The sequence below is a fragment of the Micromonospora sp. WMMD754 genome (genome assembly GCF_049315235.1).
In the GTDB taxonomy this organism is placed as follows: domain Bacteria; phylum Actinomycetota; class Actinomycetes; order Mycobacteriales; family Micromonosporaceae; genus Micromonospora; species Micromonospora sediminicola.
Genome location: NZ_CP186058.1, coordinates 69,020 through 94,530, shown reverse-complemented (window position 1 = coordinate 94,530; position 25,511 = coordinate 69,020). Strand labels below are relative to the sequence as shown.

Below are 25,511 nucleotides of genomic sequence, written 5' to 3'. Positions count from 1 at the left end.
GGGGGAGTCATGCGCAGCGCGGTGGTGGTCGGCGCCGGCCTCGGCGGGATGGCGGTGGCCGGCGCGCTGGCCCGCTCCGGATGGCGGGTCACGCTGCTGGAACGCTCCGACCGGGTCCGGCCGGAGCCGACCGCCGTGGTGCTGTGGCCCAACGGGGTACGCGCGCTGCGCGCCCTCGGGCTCGGCGCCGGGCTGGACGCGATCGCCACGCCGTTGCCCGACGGCGGCATCCGTCGCCCGGACGGGCAGTGGCTGGTGCAGCCCCGGCCCACACCGGCCGACCGGATGCCGGTGGTGGTGCACCGGGAGGACCTGCACGACGCGCTCATCGCCGGGCTGGGCGACCAGGTGGAGCTGCGCACCGGGGTGAGTGTGCGCAGCGTACGCGCGGTGCCCGGCGAACGTCCCGCGGTGGGCGACGGCCGGCACACGGTCGAGGCCGACCTGGTGGTGGCCGCCGACGGCACCGACAGCGAGATCCGCCGGCAGCTCTGCCCGGAGACGACGGTGGTGAGTTCCGGCTGCGCGGCCTGGCGGGCGGTCATCCCCTGGTACCGCGCGCCGCAGCTCCCTGCCGACCAGCCGGTGCACGGAGAGACGCTGGGCGCCGGCTACCGGTTCGTGGCCGCCTCACTCGGTGAGCGGGGCACCGCCGGAGCCTCCCGCCGGGGCGGCATCTACTGGGTGGCCACCGCCGCCGGCGCGCCCCGCCCCGAGCCGCCGGAGATCCAGCTGGCCCTGCTCAAGCGCTGGTACGCGGGCTGGCCCCCGCCGATCGCCACGCTGCTCGAGGCGACCGACCCGGCGGACGTGGTGCAGCAGGAGATCCGCGAGTTGCGGCCGCTGCCCCGGGCGTACGGCTTCCCGGTCGGCCCGGGCGGTGTGGTGCTGCTCGGCGACGCCGCGCACGCGATGCCGCCGCACCTGGGGCAGGGCGCCTGTTTGGCGTTCGAGGACGCGGCCACGCTCGCCGGGCTGCTGCGCGAATCGCGGCTGCCCGACGCGGTGACCGGCTACGACCGGTTGCGCCGGCCGCGCGCGGCCACCATGGTGCGGCAGACCCGCCGGATGTCGGCGGTGCTGCAGACCCGGGGCCGGCTGGCGCTGCGCGCCCGGGACGCGGCGCTCGGCACGATCAGCCCGCGGATGCGCAACACGGCCGCCGCGGCGGCCGCCGCCTGGCAGCCGCCGTCCTGACCGCCTCGCACGTCCCCCGTCCGGTCGGCGTGCTGGTCAGATGACGGCGGCCGGCTCGGCGATGCAGGCGGTGCCGACCCGGCGGAAGCCGACCCGCAGGTAGACCCGGGCGATGTCCTCGCTGCCGGCGCTCAGGAAGACCAGGTCGGTGCCGGCGGCGCGCAGCTCCCGGGCCAGCGTGGCGGTGACCGCGGCGCCCAGGCCGCGTCGGCGGGCGGAGGGCAGCGTGGCCACGCCGGCGATCTCCGCCACATCGTCCACCCGCATCGCCATGCCGCTGGCCAGCGCGCCCTCCTGCGGGGTGCCGGCGAGCGCCGATACGCGCCGGCCGTCGGTCACCCGGGCGGCCTCCTCCTCCAGCGCCTCCACGTCGAGGCGGGCCACCGCGGCGTCCCGCTCGGCCGGCCCGGCCTCGCCGCGCGCGGTGCCGCCGTTCGCGAAACCGACAGCGGCGACGGCCCGGCGCAGCGCGATGTCCGCGGCGAAGCCCGGGTCGCCCGGGTCCAGCACCCGCACCGGTACGTCGCTGAGCGTCCCCGGTTCGGGCAGCAGCTCGGGTTCGAGCAGCATGAGTGGCGCCTCCAGCACGGTGAGCCCCGCCGAGCGGGCCACCGCGAGCAGCTCCGGCTGGTGCTCGTGCACCCACTCGAACGCCTCCGGCAGGCCCAGCTCCCGCTGCCGGGCGCGGACGGCGGTCACCTCGGCCAGGGTGGGCTTCTCGGTGGCGTCGAGCCGGGGGCGGGCGTAGAACGGCCAACCGGCACCGTCGCGGACGAAGAGCACCAGGGAGTCGAACTCCTCGGTCCGGGCCCCGTCACGGGGCACCGCGTCGTAGAAACGCTCCAACCGGTCGAGTGCGTCAGCTCGTACGACATCCACCGCGCGAGACTACACGTCCCAGATTCTGGAAGTGTGATCAATCTGAACTGGCCTTGCGCCGGACGCCCTAACGTAGACTCAATAAACCCCAGAGGGCCGACGTCGTCCCCACCATGATCCAACCTGAGTGACGACAGGAGGCCCGGTGGCCTTTCCGTACCCTCTCAGCCCGCAGCCGGCCCCACGGACGACGGGGCTCTACGACCCCGCGTACGAGCACGACGCCTGCGGCGTGGCCTTCGTGGCCGACCTGCACGGGCGGCGCTCGCACCAGGTCGTCGCGAACGGCCTCGGGGCGCTCTGCCGGCTGGACCACCGGGGCGCCCGGGGCGCGGAGCACAACACCGGTGACGGCGCCGGCATCATGATCCAGGTGCCGGACGCGTTCCTGCGCGCCGTGGTCGACTTCCCGCTGCCCCCCGCCGGCCAGTACGCGACCGGTCTGGTGTTCCTGCCCGACGACGACGCGGCCGAGGCGCGCGCCCGCCAGGTGGTGGACAAGTACGCGCTGGTCGAGGGCGCCGACGTGCTCGGCTGGCGCGAGGTGCCGACCGACGCGTCCGGGTTGGGCGAGACCGCGCTCGCGGCCATGCCCCGGGTCCGGCAGCTCTTCGTGGCCGCGCACCGGCTGACCGACTCGCCGGCCGGCCCGGCCGGCTCCCCGCTGGCCGGGCTCGACCTGGACCGGGTGGCGTTCTGCCTGCGCAAGCAGGTCGAGCGGGAGACCGCCGAGCGGGGCGTGCCGGCGTACTTCCCGTCGTTGTCCGGCCGCACCATGGTGTTCAAGGGCATGCTCACCCCGGACCAACTCCCGGCGTTCTACCCGGAGCTGACCGACGAGCGGGTGGTCAGCGCCATCGCGCTGGTGCACTCGCGCTTCTCCACCAACACGTTCCCGTCCTGGCCGCTGGCGCACCCGTACCGCTTCATCGCGCACAACGGCGAGATCAACACGATCCGCGGCAACCGCAACTGGATGCAGGCCCGGGAGGCGCTGCTGCGCAGCCCGAGCATCCCCGGCAACATCCGCCGCGTCTTCCCGGTGTGCACGCCGGCCGCGTCGGACTCGGCGAACTTCGACGAGGTGCTCGAACTGCTGCACCTGGCCGGGCGGAGCCTGCCACACGCGGTGCTCATGATGATCCCCGAGGCGTGGGAGAACGACCCGGACATGCGCGCCGACAAGCGCGCGTTCTACCGCTTCCACGCCAGCCTGATGGAGCCGTGGGACGGCCCCGCCTCGGTCGCCTTCACCGACGGCGAGATCGTCGGCGCGGTGCTGGACCGCAACGGTCTGCGCCCGGGCCGCTGGTGGCACACCTCCGACGGCCTGGTGGTGCTGGGCAGCGAGGCGGGCGTGCTCGACCTCGACCCGACCACCGTGGTGGCCAAGGGCCGGCTCCAGCCCGGTCGGATGTTCCTGGTCGACACCGTCAACGGTCGGATCGTCTCCGACGACGAGATCAAGACCGAACTGGCCGCCGCGCAGCCCTACCAGGAGTGGCTGCACGCCGGTCTGATCGAGCTGGACGACCTGCCTCCGCGCGAGCACACCGTCTACACCCACGACTCGGTGCGCCGCCGGCAGCAGACGTTCGGCTACACCGAGGAGGAGCTGAAGATCCTGCTCGGCCCGATGGCCCGCAGCGGAGCGGAGCCGATCGGCTCGATGGGCACGGACACGCCGATCGCCCCGCTGTCCACCCGGCCGCGGCTGCTCTACGACTACTTCCACCAGCTCTTCGCCCAGGTCACCAACCCGCCGTTGGACGCCATCCGGGAGGAGCTGGTGACCAGCCTGGCGTCCACCATCGGGCCGGAGGGCAACCTGCTCGACCCGGGCCCGGCGAGCTGCCGGCAGATCGTGCTGCCCTACCCGGTGATCGACAACGACGAGCTGGCCAAGATCCTCTCCATCGACGAGGACGGCGACCTGCCCGGCTTCAAGGCGGTCCGGGTCTCCGGTCTCTACCGGATCCGGGACGGCGGCGCCGGCATCAAGGCCCGGCTGACCGAGATCTGCCGGCACGTGTCCGAGGCGATCGAGGACGGCGTACGGATCCTGGTGCTCTCCGACCGGGACTCCAACGCCGACCTGGCGCCGATCCCGTCGCTGCTGCTCACCGCCGCGGTGCACCAGCACCTGGTGCGCGAGCAGACCCGGACCCAGGTGGCGCTGGTCGTCGAGTCCGGCGACTGCCGCGAGGTGCACCACGCGGCCGTGCTGATCGGTTACGGCGCGGCGGCGGTCAACCCGTACCTCGCGTTCGAGTCGGTCGAGGACATGATCTCCACCGGCGCGCTGGCCGGCGTGGAGCCGGTGAAGGCGGTCCGCAACTACGTCAAGGCGCTCGGCAAGGGCGTCCTGAAGATCATGTCCAAGATGGGCATCTCCACCGTGTCGTCGTACTGCGGGGCGCAGGTGTTCGAGGCGGTCGGCCTGGACACCCGCCTGGTCGACCGCTATTTCCGCGGCACGCCGAGCACGATCGGCGGCATCGGGCTGGCCGAGATCCACACCGAGGTGGCCGCCCGGCACGCGCGGGCCTGGCCGGCGCCGGGCGCACAGGCCAGCGACCGGCTGGAGGTCGGCGGCGAGTACCAGTGGCGCCGAGAGGGCGAGCTGCACCTGTTCAACCCGGAGACGGTCTTCCTGCTTCAGCACGCCACCCGCAGCCGCCAGTACGACGTGTTCCGGCAGTACACCGCCAAGGTCGACGAGTTGGCCGCGCAGGCGGGCTCGCTGCGCGGGCTGTTCACGCTGCGCACCGGCGTCCGCCCGGCGGTGCCGCTGGACGAGGTCGAGCCGGCCACCGAGATCGTCAAGCGCTTCGCCACCGGCGCCATGTCGTACGGGTCGATCTCCGCCGAGGCGCACGAGACGCTCGCGATCGCGATGAACCGGCTCGGCGGCAAGTCCAACACCGGCGAGGGCGGCGAGGACGTCGAGCGGCTGCACGACCCGGCGCGCCGCTCGGCGGTCAAGCAGATCGCCAGCGGCCGGTTCGGCGTGACCAGCGAATACCTGGTCAACGCGGACGACCTCCAGATCAAGATGGCGCAGGGCGCGAAGCCCGGCGAGGGCGGGCAGCTGCCCGGCAACAAGGTCTGGCCGTGGATCGCGCGGACCCGGCACGCCACCCCGGGTGTCGGCCTGATCTCCCCGCCGCCGCACCACGACATCTACTCCATCGAGGACCTGGCCCAGCTCGTGCACGACCTGAAGTGCGTCAACCCGGCCGCCCGGGTGCACGTCAAGCTGGTCAGCGAGGTGGGTGTGGGCACGGTGGCGGCCGGCGTGGCCAAGCTGAAGGCCGACGTCATCCTCATCTCCGGGCACGACGGCGGCACCGGCGCGTCCCCGCTCAACTCGCTCAAGCACGCCGGCACCCCGTGGGAGCTGGGCCTGGCCGAGGCGCAGCAGACGCTGCTGCTCAACAAGCTGCGCGACCGGGTCACCGTGCAGGTCGACGGCCAGCTCAAGACCGGCCGGGACGTGCTGGTCGCGGCGCTGCTCGGCGCCGAGGAGTTCGGCTTCGCCACCGCCCCGCTGATCGTCGAGGGCTGCGTGATGATGCGGGTCTGCCACCTGGACACCTGTCCGGTCGGCATCGCCACCCAGAACCCGGTGCTGCGCGAGCGGTTCACCGGCCGCCCCGAGTTCGTGGAGAACTTCTTCCTCTTCCTCGCCGAGGAGGTCCGGGGCTACCTGGCCGAGCTGGGCTTCCGCAGCATCGACGAGGCGATCGGGCACACCGAGCTGCTCGACGTGGTCGGCGCGATCGAACACTGGAAGGGCCACGGGCTCGACCTGAGCCGCGTGCTGCACCTGCCGGAGCTGCCCGAGGGCGCGGCCCGCCGGGGCGTCCGTGCCCAGGACCACGGCCTCGACGCGGCGCTGGACAACCGGCTCATCGAGCTGGCCGGCCCGGCGCTGCGCGACGGCACCCCGGTCCGGGTCGAGGTCGAGGTGCGCAACGAGCACCGCAGCGTGGGCGCGATGCTGGGCGGCGAGGTGACCCGCCGGTTCGGCGGCGCCGGGCTGCCCGACGACACCGTCGAGTTCCTGCTGCGCGGCACCGCCGGGCAGTCGTTCGGCGCGTTCCTGCCGCGCGGGGTCACGCTGCGCCTGCACGGCGACGCCAACGACTACGTCGGCAAGGGACTGTCCGGCGGGCGGATCGTGGTCCGGCCGGACGCCGACGCGCCGTTCGTCGGCGCCGACGCCGAGCCCGGCCGCCGCGCCGAGGACCAGATCATCGCCGGCAACACGATCCTCTACGGCGCCACCGGCGGCGAGGTGTTCCTGCGCGGTCGGGTCGGCGAGCGGTTCGCGGTGCGCAACTCCGGCGCGGCCGCGGTGGTCGAGGGTCTCGGCGACCACGGCTGCGAGTACATGACCGGCGGCACGGTGGTGGTGCTCGGTCCGACCGGGCGCAACTTCGCCGCCGGCATGTCCGGTGGCACCGCGTTCGTGCACCGGCTCGACCGCCGGCTGGTCAACGCCGAGCTGGTCGACCTGTCGCCGCTGCGCGACGAGGAGCGCGACCGGCTGCACGAGCTGGTCCAGCGGCACTTCGCCGAGACGGACTCGGCGGTCGCCGAGGACCTGCTCAAGCGCTGGCCGCAGGCGGTGGAGGAGTTCACCGCCGTGGTGCCCCGGGACTACCGCCGGGTCATGGAGATCATGCGGGCCGCCGAAGCCGCCGGCCGGAACGTCGACGACGCGGTGATGAGTGCCCTCTCTCCCGCCCCGGTACCACCCGCGCCCCGGGTGGTCGCCCAGGAGGTGGCTCGTGCCTGACCCCAACGGTTTCCTGCGCTACGACCGGCGGCTGCCCGCCCGCCGCCCGGTGCCGGTGCGGATCACCGACTGGCGGGAGGTCTACCCGCCGGCCGGTGAGGAACTGGTCCGCGAGCAGGCCACCCGGTGCATGGACTGCGGCATCCCGTTCTGCCACAGCGACACTGCCGGCTGCCCTCTCGGGAATCGAATTCCGGACTGGAACGACCTGGTCCGCACCGGCAACTGGGACGCGGCGGTGGAGTCGCTGCACGCCACCAACAACTTCCCCGAGTTCACCGGGCGGCTCTGCCCGGCACCGTGCGAGGCGGCCTGCGTGCTCGGCCTGGGCGGCCAGCAGCCGGTCACCATCAAGCAGGTCGAGGTGGAGATCGCCGACGCGGCGGTGGCCCGCGACGGCCTGCGTCCCCGGCCCGCCTCCGCCCCGACCGGCCGGTCGGTCGCGGTGGTCGGCTCCGGCCCGGCCGGGTTGGCCGCCGCGCAGCAGCTCGCCCGCGCCGGTCACACGGTCACCGTGTACGAGCGCGACGACGCGATCGGCGGCCTGCTCCGCTACGGCATTCCCGACTTCAAGTTGGAGAAGCAGCACGTCGACCGCCGGGTCGCCCAGCTCACCGCCGAGGGGGTGCGGTTCCGCACCGGTGTCGAGGTCGGCGTCGACGTGACCGCCGACCAGCTGCGCGCCGAGCACGACGCGGTGCTGCTCGCCTGCGGCGCGCTCCAGGGCCGGGACACCCCGGGCACCCCGGGCCGGGCGCTGCGCGGCGTGCACCAGGCGATGGCGCACCTGGTGGCCGCGAACCGGGTGGTGGCGGCCGCGGGCGACGGGCGGCCCGCCCTGGCCGTGCTGCCGGACGGCACGCCGATCGACGCGGCCGGCAAGCACGTGGTGATCATCGGTGGTGGCGACACCGCGGCGGACTGCCTCGGCGTGGCCCACCGGCAGGGCGCGGCCGGCGTACACCAGCTCGACCTCTACCCGCAGCCCCCGACGGAGCGGGACGGCGCGCGGGACCCGTGGCCGACCTGGCCGTGGGTGCTGCGGTCCTATCCGGCCCACGAGGAGGGCGGGGAGCGGGTCTTCGCGGTGGCGGTGCAGGAGTTCGTGGACGACGGCACCGGGCAGGTCCGCGCCGTGCGCATCGCCGAGGTGACCGTGGAGAAGGTCGACGGCCGGCGCATCGTCACCCCGCTGCCCGGATCCGAGCGGGAGATCCCGGCCGACCTGGTGCTGCTCGCGATCGGCTTCGAGGGCACCGAGGAACAGCCGCTGCTGGCCCAGTTCGGGGTGACCCGCAACGGCCGCGGCGCGGTCGACGCCCGCCCCGACTGGCAGACCGACGCCGACGGGGTCTTCGTCGCCGGGGACATGCACCGGGGCGCCTCGCTGATCGTCTGGGCGATCGCCGAGGGGCGGGCCGCGGCCGCGGCCATCCACGCGTACCTGGGCGGGGTGGGCGAGCTGCCCGCCCCGGTCGACCCGGCCCGGCAGCCACTCGCCGTGTAAGGAGGGGCCCCTGTTAACGCCTCCGGTAGAGCAGGGGGCCCCTCTTAACACCTGCGTCAGGGTGGGACGCCCGGTATCGCACCGACCCGGACCGGGTGTCCGGGTCGCCCGGTGACACCTGCCACCAACTGTCGCCACGACGTTTCCTCCGCCGCCAGACTTGGCGACCGGCCGGACCTCACGAGGGTCCGGCCTTCGTCATGTCGCTGTCGTCAACGGGGGAGATCGTCGTGGCTCTCGGCGCCACGTTCGCCGCGCTGCGCCACCGGAACTACCGGATCTGGGCGGGTGCCGGCTTCGTGTCGGTCACCGGCACCTGGATGCAGGTGCTCGGCGTCAACTGGTTCGTGCTCGCGGAGACCGGCTCCGCCACCTCGATGGGCCTCACCGTCCTGCTCCAGGCGCTGCCCACGCTGCTGCTCAGCGTGTGGGGCGGCGCGCTGGCCGACCGCCTGCCCGCCAAGCCGCTGCTGGTCACCGCGCAGTCGGCGCACGCGGTGCTGGCCGCCGGCCTGGCCGTGGTGGCGCTCACCGGCGTCGGAGGTCTGCCGGCCGTCTACGCGATCTCGCTGGCCACCGGCGCGGTGTCGGCGATCGAGGGGCCGGTGCTGGGCCGCTGGGCGTCCACCCTGGTGGACCGGGAGAGCCTCGGGAACGCGCTCGCGCTCGGCTCGCTGACCAACTCCGCCGGGCGGATCCTCGGCATGAGCGTGGGCGCCGTGGTGGTCGCCGCCCTCGGCCCGGCGTTGCTGTTCGCGGTCAACGCGGCCAGCTTCGTGGCGGTCGTGGTCGCGCTGCTGGCCGTACGCGAGGGGGAGCGGCACACCGGCGGGCCGGTGGCGGCCGACGTGGGTCCCGCGGACGGCGGCATCCGGGCCGGGTTCCGCTACCTGCGGGGTCAGCCGGTGGTGCTGGTCGCGCTGGCGCTGTCGTTCGTGCTGGGCAGCCTGGGCCGCAACTACCAGGTGACCATGGCGGCGATGAGCGACGGGCCGCTGGGCGGCGGCGCGTCCGGCTACGGCTTCCTGTCCACCGTCTTCGCCGTCGGAGCGGTGCTCGGCGCGCTGGTCGCGGCCCGCCGCGCCGAGTTGGGCTACGCGGTGCTGGTCGGCGCGGGGCTGCTCGCCAGCGCGCTGCAGATCGTGGCCGGGCTGGCCCCGGGCACGGCGAGCTTCGCCGCGGTGATTCTGCCGGTGGCGGCGGCGGCCGTGGTCATCGACACCACGGTCGGCGCCCGCGCGCAGCTGGACACCGACTACGCGATGCGCGGGCGGGTGCTGGCGGCGCTCGCGGTCACCGGATCGGTCGCCGCCGCGGTGGGCGCGCCGTTGCTGGGGTGGCTGGCCGAGCACGCCGGCCCCCGCCAGACGCTGGTGCTGGCCGGCACGGTCAGCGCCGTGGCGACGCTCGCGGCCGGGGTGGCGCTGGACCGGCTGCGCGAGCGCCGGCTGGTCCGGACGCTGCCCGCGGTGCGTCGTCCGGTCCGTCGGCTCACGCTGGTACCGGTCGCGGTGCGTCGTCCGGTCGGTCGGCTCACGCTCGTGCCGGTCGCGGTGCGTCGTCCGGTCCGTCGGGTGGCGGCGAGCGCCGTCCGGGTGGTGCGGCCGGTCCGGCGTGCCGTGCCGGTCCCGTCCGGGCCGACCCCGACCGTCGCGGCGGGTGTCGCGCCGACCGTCATGGCCGGTCGGCCGGTCCCGGCGGCACGGCCCGGGGTCCGCCCCGGCACGGCCCGACCGGCCTCGGCCGCCGCCCGGGTGGACGCGGGCCGCCGCTGAGGTGGGCCACGTCATGCCCGCCGGGGCCCCGCCGGCACGATGATCATCGTTACGCTGCGGGCATGGACGTCGAGGTACGCCTGCGGCGCATCCGCCGCTGGCTCTGGGTCGTGGTGGTGGGGCTCTTCCTCAGCGGGGTGACCGCGTTCCCGCTGGAGATCGAGGTCCGGTGGCTGCTCGCGGCGCTCGACCCGCTCGCCGGGCGGCTCCCGGCGCTGGTCGGCTGGATCGAGCGGGTCCACGACGGGCTGGTGGCCGCGGACCGGGACTACCCGTTCCTGCTCTACGGCACCGACTGGCTGGCGTTCGCCCACCTGGTGCTGGCGGTAGCGTTCTGGGGGCCGCTGCGCGACCCGGTGCGTAACGTCTGGGTGGTCCAGGTCGGAATGATCGCCTGCGCCGGCATCGTGCCGCTGGCCCTGATCTGCGGCCCGATCCGGGACATCCCGTGGTTCTGGACGCTCGTCGACCTCTCGTTCGCGGTCGGCGCGTTCCCGCCGCTCTGGTTCGCCTACCGGCACATCCGCGCGGTCGAGGCGGCCCGGACGCCGGCGACGCCGGTCGGGACGCCCGCGCCCGCGGCCGGCTGACCGGGGCCGTACCCGGCCGCAGCGGGGGACCACGGACCCCGGGGCCGGTCCGGCCGGGCCCGCCCGCCGGTGGGGGAGCGGGCCCGGCCGGCGCCGGTCAGCGGCCGAGCAGGTCGTGCGCGGCCCGGATCTTCGCCCAGGAGGCGGGTCGGGTCGGGGCCGAGGTCGCCCGCGCGGTGGCGCCCACCTCGGGGCGACCGGCGGTGAACAGCCAGGTGGTGAACACCGCGTCCAGGTCGCGACCGGAGACGCGCTCCGCGAGCGCCTGGAACTGTTCGATGGTGCCGTTGCCGTACTGGCGCTGCGCGGTCCAGGCGCGCAGGATCCGGAAGAACGCCGGATCGCCGACGGCCAGCCGGATCTGGTGCAGCGCCATCGCGCCCCGGTCGTAGACGGCGTCGTCGAAGATCCGGTCGGCGCCCGGGTCACCGGGGAGCACCTGCCAGAACTCCGAGTCGGCCGGGTAGCTGGAGTAGGTGAAGTCGAACAGCTCCTGGGCGGTGCCCTCGTCCTGCTCCTCCGACCAGAGCCACTCGGCGTACGAGGCGAAGCCCTCGTTCAGCCAGATGTTGCGCCAGGCCGCCACCGAGACCGAGTCGCCGAACCACTGGTGCGCGTTCTCGTGCACCACCACGTACGGGTTCGCGCCGCGTCGCCAGAAGCCGGGGCCGTACACCGGTCGGGTCTGCGTCTCCAGCGCGAAGCCGATGCCGTCGATCGGCCCGGCCACGCCGCCCTGCGCCTCGAACGGGTACGGGCCGAACAGCCCGCTCTCCCAGTCGACGATCTCGGCGGTGCGTTCGATGCTGGCCCGGGCCGCCGGACCGCGCTCGCCCAGCGTGGTGCTGTACGCGTTCACCACCGGCTGCCCGTTCGGCGCGGTGTCGGTGACGATGTCGTACTGCCCGATGGCCAGGAACGCCTGGTAGGTGGCGCCGGGCTTGACGCTGCGCCAGCTCCACCGGGTGCGGTTGCCGGCCTCCGGCAGCGGGTCGCGCGGCTGCACGCCGTTGCTGACCACCTCGACACCGGTCGGCACCGAGACCGAGATGTCCCAGGTGGCCTTGTCCTTCGGGTGGTCGTTGCTCGGATACCACCACCAGGCCGACTCGGGCTCGTTCACGGCGAGCGCCCCGTCGGCGGTGCGGGTCCAGCCGGTGTAGCCGTAGACCGTCGTCCGCGAGGGGACGCCGGCGTACTTCACCACGACGGTGAGCTGCTGGCCCCTGGCCAGGGGCCGGGCCGGGGTGATCACCAGCTCGTGGTCGCCGGCCCGGGCGAACCTGGCGGCCCAGCCGTTGACCCGGACCGACTCGACGTCGAGCGCGAAGTCGAGGTTGAAGCGGGACAGGTCCTTCCTGGCGGTGGCCAGGATCGTGGTGGTGCCGCTGAGCCGGTCGGTGGACGGCTCGTAGCGCAGCCGGATGTCGTAGTGGTCGACGTCGTAGCCGCCGTTGCCGTAGTCGGGGAAGTAGCTGTCGCCCAGCCCGGGGCTGCCCGGCGTCGGGGTCGCCGCCGCGGGGTGCGGGCCGCCCCGTCCGGTCGGGGCGGCCAGGCCGGGGGCGCCGGTCACGGTGGTGCCGGCGGTGGTGAGGGTCAGGGCGGCGATCGCCGCCGTGAGTGCGCGTCGCACGGGTGGGACTCCCTCCGTCGGGTGTACGCACCGGCCAACCTAATCGACGCATGTAAACGGATCTGGGTCGGCAGCTATTCAATTCTTGCGAATGTTTCGATAGCATTACCGACTAGTAACAAGCACGACCCCTCGGCCACGCGCGCGGTCAACGGGCTCCACCACCCCTGTCCCGTGGAGGTCCTGTCATGTCCCGTCGCGTCCGTACCGCCCTCGCCGCGGTGTTGGCGGCCGTCCTCGGCGCCGTGCTCCTGCCCGGCGCGGCCCGCGCCGCCACCGTCAACTACGTCGCCCTGGGCGACTCCTACTCCTCCGGCGTCGGCGCCGGGCCGTACGACCTCTCCACCTGCCTGCGCAGCCAGAAGTCGTACGCCCCGCTCTGGGCCGCGGCGCACGCGGTCACCAGCTTCCGGTTCCCGGCCTGCGGCGGCGCGGTCACCGCCGACGTCCGCAACAACCAGGTCGGGCAGCTCAGCGCGAGCACCACGCTGGTCACCATCACCATCGGCGGCAACGACGCCGGCTTCGCCGACGTGATGACCAGCTGCCGCTTCGGCAGCACGTCGAGCTGTGAGAGCGCGGTGGCCGGGGCCAAGGCGTTCGCCACCGCCACGCTGCCCGGCCGGCTCGACGCCACCTACGCCGCGATCCGCGAGCGGGCCCCGAACGCCCGGCTGGTGGTGCTGGGCTACCCGCGGCTGTTCGAGACCGGATACTGCGGCCTGCTCGCCATGAGCAGCTACAAGCGCACCATCCTCAACCAGGCCGCGGACGTGCTGAACGGGGTCACCGCCGACCGGGCCGGCGCGGCCGGGGCCACCTTCGTCGACGCCCGGCCGTACTTCACCGGGCACGGTGTCTGCGCGGCCGAGCCGTGGATCCGCGACGTCAGCGGCGTGATCGAGGCGTACCACCCGAACGCGAGCGGCTACCGCTACGGCTACCTGGCCGCGCTGACCGCCGCCATCGGCTGAGGTGTAAGGAGGGGGCCCCTCTTAACGCATCCTGCAGAGGAGGGGCCCCCTTTTAACAACTCACGCGAGTCAGCGGCCCGCCGGCGCCAGGCTGCCGACCGTCTCCGCCGCCACGACCGGCGCGCCGGTCACCCCCGACACCGGTCCCAGCCGCCGCCGTCGAGGTCGCGCCTGGCGCCCGGAGGGGACCGCGAGGGCGGCCAGCGCGGCGGCCAGCGAGATGCCGGTGAGCAGCAGGAAGCCCGCGGTGAAGCCGGCCTCCCGGGGCAACCCGCTCGCCTGCGGGTGAGCGGTGATCACGGCGCTGGCCAGGGCCGCGCCGATCGCGCCGCCGATGGTGCGGATGTTGGCGTTCATGCCGGTCGCGGCGCCGGTCTGTGCGGCCGGCACGCTGGCCACGATGAGGTTGGCCATCGAGGCGAACGCCAACCCGATGCCGAGGCCCACGAGGCCGCCGGCCACGCCGACCTCCCACCGGGTGTCGTGCGCCACGGTGAGCATCGCCGCCGCCGCCACGTTGAACGCCGCGCCGGTGCTCAGCTGCGCCTTGGCGCTGAACCGGGACTCCAGCCGGCCGGCCAGCAGACCGGCGGCGAACATGCCGACCAGCATCGGCAGCATCAGCAGCCCGGCCTGGGTGACGCTGGCGCCGAAGCCGTAGCCGGCGCTGGTGGGGATCTGGGCGAACTGCGGCAGGAACGCGTAGACGGAGAACATCGAGGCGCCGTAGAGCAGCGCGACCAGGTTGGTCGTCCAGACCGCCGGCAGGCGCATCATCCGCAGGTCGATCAGCGGGTTCCCGGCCCGGGCCTCGGCGACCAGCCAGGCCGCCGCCAGCACCACGGCCAGCGTCAGCAGCCCGACCACCCGGCCGGAGCCCCAGCCCCACGCGGCGCCCTTGCTGACCGGCAGCAGCAGCGCCACCAGCCAGCCGGACAGCAGCAGCGCGCTGAGCCAGTTGATCCGGCCCGGCGTGCGCACCGGCGACGGCGGCACGAACCGGTACGCGGCCAGCGCGGTCAGGCCGACCACCACCAGCGGGATCCAGAACAGCCAGCGGTAGCCGAGGGTGGCCACGATCGGGCCGGCCAGCACCACGCCCAGCCCGCCGCCGACGGCGACGACCGCCGAGATCGAGGCGACCGCCGAACTCACCCGGGCGGCCGGGAACTCGTCCCGGATGATGCCGAAGGACAGCGGGAAGACGGCGCCGCCGATGCCCTGGACCACCCGGGCGGCGATCAGCACGCCGATGCTCGGCGCGACGGCCGCCAGCAGGCAGCCCAGCGCGAGCGCGGCGAGCGAGACCACCAGGGTCCGCTCCTTGCCGATCATGTCGCCGACCCGGCCGAGGATCGGCGTGAAGATCGACGCGGAGAGCAGGTAGGCGGTCAGCACCCAGGTCACCGTGTTCGGCGAGGTGTGCAGGTCGTGCTGGATCGTGGGCAGCACCGGGGTGATCAGCGACTGGAGCATCGCGAAGAATCCGGTGCCGGCCGCGAGGACGAGGAACGTCATCCGGCGCGAGCCGCGCCGGGGTGTGTCGATCATGTGGGAGAACTCCCGTTCGGTACGAGATCGGTGGCCGCTCGCGCGGGTGGCGGCGGTGGCGGCCGGGTCGTCGCCGGTGGTCAGCGGTCAGCGGGCATGGCGGGACCTCCTGGGGTCCGGGGTCGGTTTCGGTCACCCACGCCGGCCGGACGCGGCCGGGAAGTCCGGAGTACGCTATCCGGAGGGGTGCCTCCACCAACGTAGCGGAGGGGGGCCTCCGGTTGCAAGCGGGAGGGAGAGGTGACGCGCGTCATGGCCAGCGCCGACCAGCGGGACGAGGTCTTCGCGCGCCGCCCGAAGCGGGCCGACGCCCGGCGCAACTACGACGCGCTGATCGCCGCCGCCCGCGAGGTGTTCGGAGAGTGCGGCGCGGGGGCGTCGCTGGAGGAGATCGCCCGCCGGGCGGGCGTGGGCATCGGCACCCTCTACCGCAACTTCCCCGGCCGGCGGGACCTGTTCGAGGCGGTCTACGTCGAGGAGGTGCGGGCGCTCAGCGCCTCCGCCGCCGACCTGGCCGACCTCGCCCCGTGGGACGCCCTGGTCGGCTGGCTGCACCGGTTCGTCGCCTACGTGGCCACCAAGCGGGCCCTGGCCGAGGAGTTGGTGCACGACTCCGAGGTGTTCCGCAGTTGCCGCACCGAGATCTACGCGGCCGGCGAGCCGCTGCTGCGCCGGGCCCAGGCCGCCGGGGTCGCCCGGCCGGACGCCGACTTCGACGACGTGGTGCGGCTGATCAGCGGGCTCGCGGCGTACCAGTTCCCGGACCCGGCGCAGCGCGACCGGGTGCTGGCGATCGCGCTGGACGGCCTGCGCCCGCCGGCGACACCCGCCTGAGCCGCAGGGCGGGACCGCAGAGTCCGCCGGCCGAGGTCGGGGAGCAGGCGGCCCCGCCAGCCCCCGCCGATCTTGCACTTTGAGTCGACAGAACGCGGCTCATGCGCCCTTTGCCGGGGCAGCAAGTGCAAGATCGACGAGAGGCGGCGGGAGCGGCGGGTCAGGGGTGGGCGTTGCTCGGGCGGCGCCACGGGCCGGTGATCGCGAAGACGTAGCCGGGGGACTGGATGTTCGCGTAGAGGATCGTGCCGTCCGCGCTGAACGTCGGGCCGGTGAACTCGCTGTCGTTCAGCTCGTTGCGGGCCAGCGGGTACGCCTTGCCCTGCTCGGTAACGCCGACCAGGTGCGACACGCCCTCGCCGTCCTCGGCCAGGATCACCCCGCCGTACGGGGAGACGGTGATGTTGTCCGGCCCGTCGTAGTTGCCGTGGTCGGCCTCCGGGTCGGTGTTCACCCCGAAGATGGTCTTCAGCGTCACGGTCTGCCGCCGCGGGTCGTAGAACCAGACCTGGCCGTCGTGCTCGTTGACGCTGCCGTCGCTGCGCCGGGCGTAGCTGGCCACGAAGTACGCGCCGCCGTCGCCCCACCAGGCGCCCTCCAGCTTGCGGCTGCGGGTCACCTCGGCGTCGGTGAACTGCTTGCGCACCGACACGGTACGGGCGTCCCGGTCCGGCACCTCGACCCACTCCACCCGGTACCGGGTGCCCGGCGTGGTGGCCTCGGACAGGTCCGCCACGTGCCCGTCGCCGCGCAGGCAGCGCATCGCCGCCAGGCTGCCGGCGGTGGCGCCGTCCGGCCGCTGGGCGAGCGCCCGCAGCGCGCCCTTGCCACCCCGGAAACCGGGCGGCGGCGTCCACCGGAAGTAGAGGCCGTTCGGGCCGCTCGCGTCCTCGGTCAGGTAGATCGAGTGGGTGTACGGGTCGACCGCCACGGCCTCGTGCGCGTAGCGGCCGAGGAACCGCAGCGCCACCGGGTCCTGGTTGGCCGACCGGTCGTGCGGGTCGACCTCGAAGACGTACCCGTGGTCCTTGAGGAACTGACCGCCGGCCCGCTGCTCGGTCTCCTCGCAGGTCAGCCACGTGCCCCACGGCGTGATGCCACCGGCGCAGTTGTTGTGCGTGCCGGCCACGCTGACGTACTCACGCAGCCGCCGGCCGTGCCGGTCCACCTCGATGGTGGTGGTGCCGCCGCGCGCGCCGGGGTCGTAGGTGAGGCCGGGCAGCGCCGGCACCGGGTACGGCTCGTCGCCGCCGATCTCGTGGTTGTTCACCAGCACCGACCCGCGCGGGCCGCGGAAGCAGCCGGTGCCGTCGGCGTCGCTCGGGGTCGGCTGCCCCGACTCCAGCAACGTCACCCCCGCCTGCGCGACGACGGTGTAGGAGAAACCGGGCGGCAGGGCCAGCAGGCCGGCCGGGTCCGGCACCAGGTCGCCGTAGCCGACCGCGGGTCGGCACGCGGCCCGGGCCGCCGCCGGGCCGGCGATGGCGTCCAGGCTGCCGGCCACCACGATGCCGAGTCCGCCGGCCGCGCTGCCGCGCAGCAGGGACCGCCGGGAGAGGGGAGAGGAGGTCACGTCGTCGCCTTCCTGTGCACACGGGTTGCACTGGCAGGCAATCCGCGCCGGGGGAACGGCTGGCGGCGCGGCCGTACGACCCGGGGTGAACAGTGGACGAACCTCGGGTGCCGAGCGTCCCGTGCCGCTGCGGCGCGCGTCCGTTAGGGTTCCTTCGATCGCAGACGGCGTCGGAGGGCGGACGGTGGGCAGGCTCGCGGCGGCGTACCGGCAGGCGGTCGACCGGCACCGGCAGGCGCTGCGCCACTGGGAGGCGGCCCGGCGGATGCTCGGCGCCGCCGGCCCGGCGCCCGTCGGCAGTCCCGCGCTGGTCGCGCGGCTGGCCCGGCTGGGCGGGGAGATGGCCGCCGCGGTGCCCGGCACCGCCCGCGTCGCCACCCACCCCGTCCCGGTACGCCTCGGCGAGGCCCGGACGGTCGACGGCGCGTTCCCGGTCCTCGTGCCGGTGGGGGCCGGCGCCCACCTCGCGGTCGACGCGGACGCCCGCGACCCGCGCGTCGGCGAGCTGCTGCGCGCCGTGGTGGTGCGGCTGCTCACCGCCGCCCCGGCCGGCGCCGTCCGGGTCGTCGGCATCGACCAGGCCGCCTTCGGCGCGGCCTTCCTGCCGCTGCGCCCGCTGCACGACGCCGGCGTGCTCGGTCCGGCGGCGACCACCGAGGCGGAGACGACCGCGCTGCTGGAGGCGGCGGAACGGCACGCCCGCGCCGCCCAGCGCAGCGCGCCGGAGGACCGTGAGCTGCTGGTGGTGGTCGCCGCGTCCGCGCCCGCGCCCCGGGAACTGGCCCGGCTGGCCGCGCTGACCCACGCCGGCCCGGCCGCGGCCGTGTGCGTCCTGCTGGCCGGGCATCCGCCGGCCGGGGCGACCACGGCGCCACCGCTGGGCGCCACCACCCAGCTGCGGCTCACCGAGCGCTACACCCTCGTGGGCGATCCGCCCGGGCGCCCGTTCAGCACCGACGGCAGTGGACTGGCCGCGCCGGTGGTGCTCGACGGCGACCCGTCGCACGCCGCGGTGACCGCGCTGGCCCGCCGCTACGCCGAGGCGGTCGACCAGGGCGCCGTCACCTTCGCCGACCTGCTCCCGGCCGAGCGCTGGACGTCCTCCGCCGCCGCCGGCCTGCGGACCACGCTCGGCCGGGCCGGCCGTCGGCCGCTGGCCGTCGCGTTCGACGACGCCACCCCGCACTGGCTGGTCGGCGGGCGCACCGGCGCCGGCAAGACGGTGCTGCTGCTCGACGTGCTCTACGGGCTGGCGGCCCGCTACTCCCCGGCCGAGCTGCGGCTGATGCTGCTCGACTTCAAGGAGGGGGTCAGCTTCACCGAGTTCGTGCCCACCGACCGCGACCCGTCCTGGCTGCCGCACGCCCGCGCGGTGGGCATCGAGTCCGACCGGGAGTACGGCGTGGCCGTCCTGCGCGAGCTGCGCGCCGAGCTGGGCCGCCGCGCCGACCTGCTCAAGCGCCACGGGGTCAGCCGGCTCGCCGACCTGCCGCCGAACGCCCGGCCGCCCCGGATCGTCACCGTCGTCGACGAGTTCCACGTGCTGTTCGCCGGCAACGACGCGCTGGCCCGGCAGGCCGTCGACCTGATCGAGGAGCTGGCCCGCAAGGGCCGCTCGTACGGCCTGCACCTGGTGCTGGCCAGCCAGAGCACCACCGGCATCGAGGCGCTCTACGGCCGGGCCGAGGCCATCTTCGGCCAGTTCCCGTTGCGCGTCGCGCTGCCCGGCGGGGACGCCGTGCTGGACCCGCGCAACGACGCGGCGCGCGGGCTCACCGTCGGCACCGCCGTGGTGAACACCTCCGCCGGCGCGCCCGGCGCGGACGTCGAGGTGCGGTTCCCCGACGCGCACGCCGCCTCGGCCGAGCTGGCGGCGCTGCGCCACGAGCTGCACGCGGCCCGACCCGACGGCTCCCACCCACCGGCGGTCTTCCGTGGCCACGAGACGCCCCGGCTCGCCGACGACCCCGCCTGGGCCGCGCTGGCGCCCGGCGCCGACCCGCCGTACGCGCTGGTGGGCCGCGTCGTCGACGTCGCCGGCAGCGCCGCCGGGTTCGCCCTCGACGCGAGCCCGGGCCGGCACCTGGCGGTGGTGGGCACCGCCGCCGGCGGCGCGGACGTGCTCCGGTCGGCGGCCCTCTCGCTGGCCCGGCAGCACGCTGCCGGCAGCGCCCGGTTCCTGTTCGCCCCGCTGGCGCCGGGCACCACCGACGTCGCCGACGACCTGGCCATGACGCTGGCCGCGGCCGGCCACCCGGTACGCCGGCTGGACGTCGACGGGTTGCGCGCCCACCTCGCCGAGGCGGCCGGCGGCGAAGCCCCGACGGCGGGCCGCACCTACCTGGTCGGGTTCGGGATGGACGCCGCCGCCGGCGTGCTGGGCGCGACCGACCCGGGCACGTTCCGCTCCGGGTACGACGACCTGCGCGCGGTGCTGCGCCACGGCCCGGCGCGCGGGGTGCACGTGCTCGGCTGGTGGCGCGGGCTGCGCCGGCTCGCCGACGACCTCGGCGGCAGCGGCCACCGCGACGACGTGACCGCCCTGGTCGCGCTGAACGTGCCGGCCGCCGACCTGGGCCTGCACCTCGGCACGCACGACCTCGCCTACACCCCACGGGAGGGCCACGCCCTGCTGGTCGACCGGCACGAGCACCGCACCGCCCTGATCGTGCCGTTCGCCGGCGAGAGCGAACAACCATGACCGGGTTCGACGACTACGCGGCGCTGATCCGGGAGTTGTCCGGCCGGCAGCGCGGCGGGGAACGGGCGATCGCCGCCGAGGCGGAGCGCCGGCGAGGGCTGCAGGCCGGGGTGGACACGCTCGGGCAGCGGCTCGCTGCGCAGGGGCAGCGCCTGGAGCGGTTCGGGCAGGCGATCGGGGTGCCGATGAGTGCGGTTCCGGCCGAGGCGCCGGCCCCGGCGGTGCCGGCCGGTGGCGTGTCGGCGGGGCCGCCGACCGGCGCCGGACCGGGGGGCGGGGTGACCGGCGGCGCAGCCGCCGCGCCGGGGCGGGCGGAGGTCGGGGCGTATCCCGCAGGGAGCGTGCCGGAGCCGCGGGCCGGTGACCCGGCGACGGAGCTGGCGGCGGCCGGCCGCCTCGCCGACGAGGCCGACCGGCACGGGCAGGAGGCCGAGGCGCTGGCCCGCACGCCGGTGCTGTTGCCCACCTGGTCGGCGCCGGCACGTGCGGTGGCGGTCTACGGCGGCTGCGCGCTGGTCGGCTCGCTGCTCATGCTGGGCGCGCTGGTCGGCTCGCCGCTGCCGGTGTCCGGGATGGACCTGGTGGCGGCGCTGTCCTGCGCCGGCGTGCCGCTGATGTCCTTCGTGGCCGGCCAGCTCGTGCTGGCCCGGTGGGGCCGCCCGGCGCTGGACGACGGCAGCGCCCCGGCCGGCCGCTACGTCCCGCTCGGCTTCGTGATCTGCGCCCTGGTCTCCCCGTCCCTGTTCTGCCTCTACCTCGTCCTGTTCCGCCTCCTCCGCTGACCCCCGCCGCCCTCGCCTCCCCGCCATCGACGAAGAGGTGGGGCGGACGGAGGGCGGTAGGCTGCGCGGTGGTCGGCAGGGTGGGACGCGGGGAGGGCTTGTGAGCGCGGCGGAGATCATCGCGAGGCTGGCGGCGGCGGCGCAGAAGCTGGACGAGGCCAAGGCCCGCACCGCGGCCGCCGCCCAGGACGCGGCGGAAGCGCGGGCGCTGGTGGCGGGCGCGCTGGAAGGGGCCACGGCCGGCCCGCTGATCGGGGTCATCGACGCGTACCGGCAGGCGCTGGCGCAGGCGGCGCAGGGCGGGGAGCCGGCGCGGCAGCACGTGCAGGAGACCATCGCGAAGGTCCAGGCACTCGGCAACTGAGCGCCGGACTCTGCGATACGGATCAGTGTCGTCAAACTGACCAGCCAGTCGATCGGCGACTTGCCTCGGGCTAGCGTCCACGAGTCCCTTTGGCGTCGATCGATGTGAGTGGCGGGCATGGCGGACATCATGCGAGCGGTGGCAACCCTGGCATGGCCACTTCTGGTGGTCGTGATCCTGATCTACCTTCTGCCCGCGGTGCGCCGGCTGCTGCGGGAGAGCCACTCGGTCGATGTCGAGGTGGGCGGTGCCAGGGTCAGTGTCCAGACCGCCTCGAACGAGACTCGCAAGCTCATCGAAGACCTGCAGGACCGGGTGAACGAACTGTCCGCACTGGTCGACCGCGGGCAGGAGCCGAGTGTCGAGCCTATGGGGAGCCATCCCGCTCCGCGGGGAATCCTCTGGGTCGACGACGAACCCGGCGGAAACCTGTACGAGCGGGCTCGGGCGACGGACGGTGGCTACGAGGTGGTGCAGGCGACCTCCACCGAGACGGCCTTGAAGCTGCTCGAAGGCATGACGCCGACCGTGATCGTCTCGGACGTGGGCCGCACCGAGAGCGGCCGCTTCAACCCAACCGCCGGGCTCGATCTGGTGCGCGAACTGCGTCGGCGTGGTGACCTGACGCCCGTCGTGTTCTACACCTCGCCGCGGGGCGTTGCCCTGGTCCGGCACGATGCGGAACTCCTCACCAATGTCAGTTGCACGGCCTCGCCGACCGAGTTGGCCCGGATCCTCGACATGTAGCCGCGTCGCATCGCCGGGTGCGGAATCCGGCCCGGGATGCCGGTTTGCGCGGAGGGCGCGACAACTGGTTACCGGCGCGTAACTTTCCATTGACGTGTGTGAAATCGGACACGCATCATCGTTCCCACGATCGATCGGATCCCACCCGTCCCTCCCGGGTCCCCCGGGTGCCTCCCCACCGGAGGTGCAGCCCATGCTGCTCCGAACGATCCTGGCCGCCACCACCGCCGCCACCGCCCTGCTCCTGCCGGCCACCGCCGCGCACGCCGCAGCCGAACCCACCACCCCGCCGGCCACGGCGTCCACCTCCACGGCGTCCACCGTGGACACCGTCACCGCCGCCGACCGGGCCGCCGCCGCGGCGGCCGACCCGGTCGTCGTGGTCGGCGGCCTGATCGGAATCTCCATCGCCTACGAGCCGATCGCCGCCCGGCTGCGGGCCGACGGCTACCGGGTCTCCATCTACCAACTGCCGAACCTCGGCTTCGGCGACATCCGCGAGTCCGCCCGGGCACTGTCGTCCTACGTGGACCAGGTCCGTGCCGCCACCGGCGCGAGCCGGGTCGACCTGGTCACCCACTCCGAGGGCGGCCTGGTCAGCCGCTGGTACGTCAAGTTCCTCGGCGGCTCCGCCAAGGTCGACCAGTACGTCAGCCTGGGCAGCCCGCAGTACGGCACCTACGTCGCCAACATCGTCAACTTCCTGGGGCTGGGCAGCTGTGCCGGCATCGTCGCCTGCCAGCAGATGACCATCGGGTCGAGCTTCCTCGCCGACCTCAACGCCGGTGACGACACGCCGGGCCCGGTCCGCTGGACCACGGTGCGCACCTGGCAGGACGAACTGGTCCGGCCGGTCGACAACGCGGCGCTCGCCGACGGCGCGACCAACATCCTGGTGCAGGCGTGGTGCCCGCTGCGGATCGTCGGGCACCTCGGCCTGGTCCTGGACGGCACCACCTACACGGCGGTGCGCCAGACGTTGGCCGGCGCGCAGATCCGGCCGAACTGCTTCGCCGTCTGACCCGTTCCGGGCCCGCCGACGGGCGGGCCCGGACCGGGACGCTCACCCCCGGTCGCGACCGAGGATCAGGTCGGACGCCCGCCAGGCCAGCGCGGTCACGGGGGCGCTGGTCCAGCCCGCCACCATCACCGGCAGCACCGACGCGTCGACCACCCGTAGCCCGTCGACGCCGCGCACCCGCAGCCGCGGATCCACCACGTGGTCGTCGTCCGGGCCCATCGCGCAGGTGCCGATGGCGTGGTAGCCGCAGTAGCCGTGCGCGACGGCCGCCGCGACGATCTCCTCGTCGGTCCGGGTGGCCGGCCCGGGCACCGTCTCCGCCCGGACCCGCCCGGCGATCGGCCCGGCGCCGAAGAACTCCCGCATCCGGCGGAACAGGTCGACCGCCACCCGCCGGTCGTGCGCGGTGGCCAGGTAGTTCGCCACGATCGCCGGTGGGGTACGCGGGTCGGCGTCGGTGATCGCGAGGTGGCCCTCGCTGTCCGGCCGGGTCACCGTGCCCAGGCACATCACGCCGGGCTCCCGTTCCAGCTCCAGCGCCCGACCCGGACGCGGCGGGGCGGCGGAGAACGGCGCCATCAGCAGGTGGGCGTCCGGGCGTTCCAGCTCCGGCCGGGACTTCACGTGGGCCGCGACGTCGAGCACCGGCAGCGCGAGCGGGCCGCCCCGGGTGAGCAGCCAGCGCAGCGCCGCGCGGGCCTGCCCGAGCGGACTGCCGAGCCGGGCGTTGTAGCCGCCCGGCCCGGCGAGCCGGTGCTGCATCGCGACGGACCGGTGCTCCCGCAGGCCGGCGCCCACCCGACGCCGGTCGAGCAGCACCGGCACGCCGGCCGCGCGCAGGGTGTCCGCCGGCCCGATGCCGGAGACCTGCAACAGCTGCGGGGTGGCCAGGGCCCCGGCGGCGAGGATCACCTCGCCGGCCGCCCGGTGCTCGACCTCCCGGCCCCGGTGCGCGACCCGTACGCCGACCGCCCGGCCGCCCTCGACCAGCACGCGCAGCACGACCGCCTCGACCACGACGGTCAGGTTGGGTCGGCCGCGGCACGGGTGCAGGAACGCGTCGGCGGCGCTGACCCGGCGTCCGCCGTGGATGGTGGCGGTCGGGTAGCCGATCCGCTCGTCGTCGTCGGCGTCCAGGTCGTCCACCCGGCGCCAGCCCAGCCCGACGCCGGTCGCCACCATCTCCTCGGCGAGCGGGTCGGTGCCGGTGGCGACGGAGAGCCGCACCGGACCGCCGACGCCCCGGTGCGGCGCGGGGCCCAGCGGGTGGTCCTCCAGCCGCTGGAACACCTGTCGCATCGTGGACCAGCCCCAGCCCAGCGGCGCCAGCGCGTCCCAGTCCCGGGCCGCGCCCCGGCTCCAGATCATCCCGTTGACCGAGGTCGAACCACCGATCATCCGGCCGCGCTGCCAGGTCTCCCGCCGGCCGGGCCCGATCGTCGCCGGGTAGTGCCAGGCGGTGCGCGGGTCGTCCATCAACCGGGAGAACGCCTTCGGCACGCGGACGAACGGGCTGCGGTCCCAGCCCCCCGCCTCCAGCAGCAGCACCCGGGTGCCCGGGTCCTCGGAGAGCCGGTTGGCCAGCACGCACCCGGCCGCACCGGCGCCCACGACGACGTAGTCGAACTCGTCCACAGCGGACCCCCACTCATGAGAATCCTTCTGACGGTAGTTGCTCGATCACGCGCCGCAAAGGGCCGACCGGCTCAGGCCGCGTGCGCCAACGCCTCGAACTCGTCGTCGCTCAGCTCCACCTCGGCCGCCGCCACGTTCTCCTCCAGGTGCGCCACCGACGACGTACCCGGAATGGGCAGCATGACCGGCGAGCGCCGCAACAGCCAGGCCAGGGCGAGCTGCGCGGGGCTGGCGCCGTGGCCGGTCGAGATCGCGTCCAGCGGGCCACCGGGGCGGGCCAGGTTGCCGGTGGCGATCGGGAACCACGGGATGAACGCCAGGTCTTTGCGCTCGCAGTGGGTCAGCACGTCCTCGGCGCTGCGGTCGGCCAGGTTGTAGAGGTTCTGCACCGACACGATCGGGGTGACCGCCCGGGCCTGCTCGATCTGCTCGACGCTCACCTCGGAAAGCCCGATGTGCCGGATCTTGCCCTCCTGCTTGAGCAGCGCCAGCTCACCGAGCTGGTCGGCCAGCGGCACCTTCTCGTCGATCCGGTGCAGCTGGTAGAGCGGGATGCAGTCCAGCCCCAGGTGGCGCAGGCTCAGCTCGCACTGCTGACGCAGGTACTCCGGGCGCCCCACCGGCCGCCAGTCGCCCGGACCGGAGCGGGTCAGCCCGGCCTTCGTCGCGACCACCAGGTCCTCGGCGTACGGGTGCAGCGCCTCCCGGATCAGCATCTCGCTGACGAACGGCCCGTACGAGTCCGCGGTGTCGATGAACGTCACGCCCAGCTCGTACGCGCGGCGCAGCACCCGCACCGCCTCGGCCGGGTCCTTCGGATCGCCCCAGACGCCCGGGCCGGTGAGCTGCATCGCCCCGTAGCCGAGGCGGTCGACCCGCAGGTCACCGCCGATCCGGTAGCTGCCCGACGCCTTCGCCGGCTGGGTGCTGGTGGCCATCACGGT

General features: G+C 74.7%; 18 protein-coding genes. 12 read left to right on the top strand and 6 right to left on the bottom strand.

Annotation, left to right across the window (positions count from 1 at the left end; translation table 11 throughout):
• The first annotated feature begins 9 nt into the window (after window positions 1-9).
• Window positions 10-1,197, top strand: a complete 1,188-nt coding sequence (locus tag ACN27B_RS00400) for an FAD-dependent oxidoreductase (RefSeq protein WP_422742959.1) — start codon at window positions 10-12, stop codon at window positions 1,195-1,197.
• A 36-nt stretch (window positions 1,198-1,233) separates the two neighbouring features.
• Here the strand turns inward: ACN27B_RS00400 and ACN27B_RS00395 are convergent, their stop codons facing one another.
• Window positions 1,234-2,076 carry a GNAT family N-acetyltransferase gene (locus ACN27B_RS00395; protein WP_099164324.1) on the bottom strand — a complete coding sequence of 281 codons (843 nt, stop codon included), beginning with the start codon at window positions 2,074-2,076 and terminating at the stop codon, window positions 1,234-1,236.
• A 145-nt stretch (window positions 2,077-2,221) separates the two neighbouring features.
• On the opposite strand from ACN27B_RS00395, the gene gltB reads away from it, so the two are divergent.
• The 4 genes from gltB to ACN27B_RS00375 all read left to right on the top strand — a co-directional run bounded on the left by gltB (window position 2,222) and on the right by ACN27B_RS00375 (window position 10,752).
• The gene (gene gltB / locus ACN27B_RS00390; protein WP_422742957.1) at window positions 2,222-6,880 is read left to right on the top strand and encodes a glutamate synthase large subunit; all 4,659 of its coding nucleotides are present in this window, start codon (window positions 2,222-2,224) and stop codon (window positions 6,878-6,880) included.
• Window positions 6,873-8,387, top strand: a complete 1,515-nt coding sequence (locus tag ACN27B_RS00385; RefSeq protein WP_099164326.1) for a glutamate synthase subunit beta — start codon at window positions 6,873-6,875, stop codon at window positions 8,385-8,387. The genes gltB and ACN27B_RS00385 overlap by 8 nt, the downstream gene beginning before the upstream one ends.
• Before the next feature lie 230 nt (window positions 8,388-8,617).
• Window positions 8,618-10,162, top strand: coding sequence for an MFS transporter (locus ACN27B_RS00380; protein ID WP_422742954.1), 1,545 nt, complete (start codon window positions 8,618-8,620; stop codon window positions 10,160-10,162).
• Between the two features lie 62 nt (window positions 10,163-10,224).
• Entirely contained in the window at window positions 10,225-10,752 is a 528-nt protein-coding gene (locus tag ACN27B_RS00375) for a hypothetical protein (RefSeq protein WP_099164327.1), read from the top strand.
• A 97-nt stretch (window positions 10,753-10,849) separates the two neighbouring features.
• Here ACN27B_RS00375 and ACN27B_RS00370 read toward each other — a convergent pair whose 3' ends face one another.
• Window positions 10,850-12,385: a M1 family metallopeptidase gene (locus tag ACN27B_RS00370; protein ID WP_422742952.1), complete on the bottom strand. Its 1,536-nt coding sequence runs from the start codon at window positions 12,383-12,385 to the stop codon at window positions 10,850-10,852.
• 188 nt (window positions 12,386-12,573) lie between these two features.
• On the opposite strand from ACN27B_RS00370, the gene ACN27B_RS00365 reads away from it, so the two are divergent.
• Complete coding sequence (locus tag ACN27B_RS00365; RefSeq protein ID WP_091573333.1) at window positions 12,574-13,359, top strand: SGNH/GDSL hydrolase family protein; 786 nt, start codon at window positions 12,574-12,576, stop codon at window positions 13,357-13,359.
• 69 nt (window positions 13,360-13,428) lie between these two features.
• On the opposite strand, the gene ACN27B_RS00360 is transcribed toward ACN27B_RS00365, so the two are convergent.
• Window positions 13,429-14,910, bottom strand: a complete 1,482-nt coding sequence (locus ACN27B_RS00360; protein WP_396824145.1) for an MFS transporter — start codon at window positions 14,908-14,910, stop codon at window positions 13,429-13,431.
• A 240-nt stretch (window positions 14,911-15,150) separates the two neighbouring features.
• On the opposite strand from ACN27B_RS00360, the gene ACN27B_RS00355 reads away from it, so the two are divergent.
• Window positions 15,151-15,744, top strand: a complete 594-nt coding sequence (locus ACN27B_RS00355; RefSeq protein WP_422742949.1) for a TetR/AcrR family transcriptional regulator — start codon at window positions 15,151-15,153, stop codon at window positions 15,742-15,744.
• Window positions 15,745-15,904: 160 nt separating this feature from the next.
• On the opposite strand, the gene ACN27B_RS00350 is transcribed toward ACN27B_RS00355, so the two are convergent.
• Window positions 15,905-17,317 (bottom strand): alkaline phosphatase PhoX, encoded by a 1,413-nt coding sequence (locus ACN27B_RS00350; RefSeq protein ID WP_091573337.1) that lies wholly within the window; start codon window positions 17,315-17,317, stop codon window positions 15,905-15,907.
• 184 nt (window positions 17,318-17,501) lie between these two features.
• On the opposite strand from ACN27B_RS00350, the gene ACN27B_RS00345 reads away from it, so the two are divergent.
• From ACN27B_RS00345 to ACN27B_RS00325, 5 genes are all read left to right on the top strand, one after another.
• A complete protein-coding gene (locus ACN27B_RS00345; protein WP_422742946.1) occupies window positions 17,502-20,018 on the top strand; it encodes an FtsK/SpoIIIE domain-containing protein in 2,517 nt (838 codons plus the stop codon).
• The gene (locus ACN27B_RS00340; protein WP_422742945.1) at window positions 20,015-20,800 is read left to right on the top strand and encodes a hypothetical protein; all 786 of its coding nucleotides are present in this window, start codon (window positions 20,015-20,017) and stop codon (window positions 20,798-20,800) included. Before ACN27B_RS00345 ends, ACN27B_RS00340 begins: the two co-directional genes overlap by 4 nt.
• 100 nt (window positions 20,801-20,900) lie before the next feature.
• Complete coding sequence (locus ACN27B_RS00335; protein ID WP_091573340.1) at window positions 20,901-21,164, top strand: DUF6244 family protein; 264 nt, start codon at window positions 20,901-20,903, stop codon at window positions 21,162-21,164.
• A 117-nt stretch (window positions 21,165-21,281) separates the two neighbouring features.
• The gene (locus tag ACN27B_RS00330; protein ID WP_099164334.1) at window positions 21,282-21,911 is read left to right on the top strand and encodes a response regulator; all 630 of its coding nucleotides are present in this window, start codon (window positions 21,282-21,284) and stop codon (window positions 21,909-21,911) included.
• Between the two features lie 193 nt (window positions 21,912-22,104).
• Window positions 22,105-22,932 carry a lipase family alpha/beta hydrolase gene (locus ACN27B_RS00325; protein WP_099165007.1) on the top strand — a complete coding sequence of 276 codons (828 nt, stop codon included), beginning with the start codon at window positions 22,105-22,107 and terminating at the stop codon, window positions 22,930-22,932.
• Between the two features lie 42 nt (window positions 22,933-22,974).
• On the opposite strand, the gene ACN27B_RS00320 is transcribed toward ACN27B_RS00325, so the two are convergent.
• Together ACN27B_RS00320 and ACN27B_RS00315 are read right to left on the bottom strand one after the other, a co-directional pair.
• Window positions 22,975-24,567: a GMC family oxidoreductase gene (locus ACN27B_RS00320; protein ID WP_422742942.1), complete on the bottom strand. Its 1,593-nt coding sequence runs from the start codon at window positions 24,565-24,567 to the stop codon at window positions 22,975-22,977.
• Window positions 24,568-24,638: 71 nt separating this feature from the next.
• The gene (locus ACN27B_RS00315) at window positions 24,639-25,505 is read right to left on the bottom strand and encodes an aldo/keto reductase (RefSeq protein ID WP_422742940.1); all 867 of its coding nucleotides are present in this window, start codon (window positions 25,503-25,505) and stop codon (window positions 24,639-24,641) included.
• Window positions 25,506-25,511 lie beyond the last annotated feature (6 nt).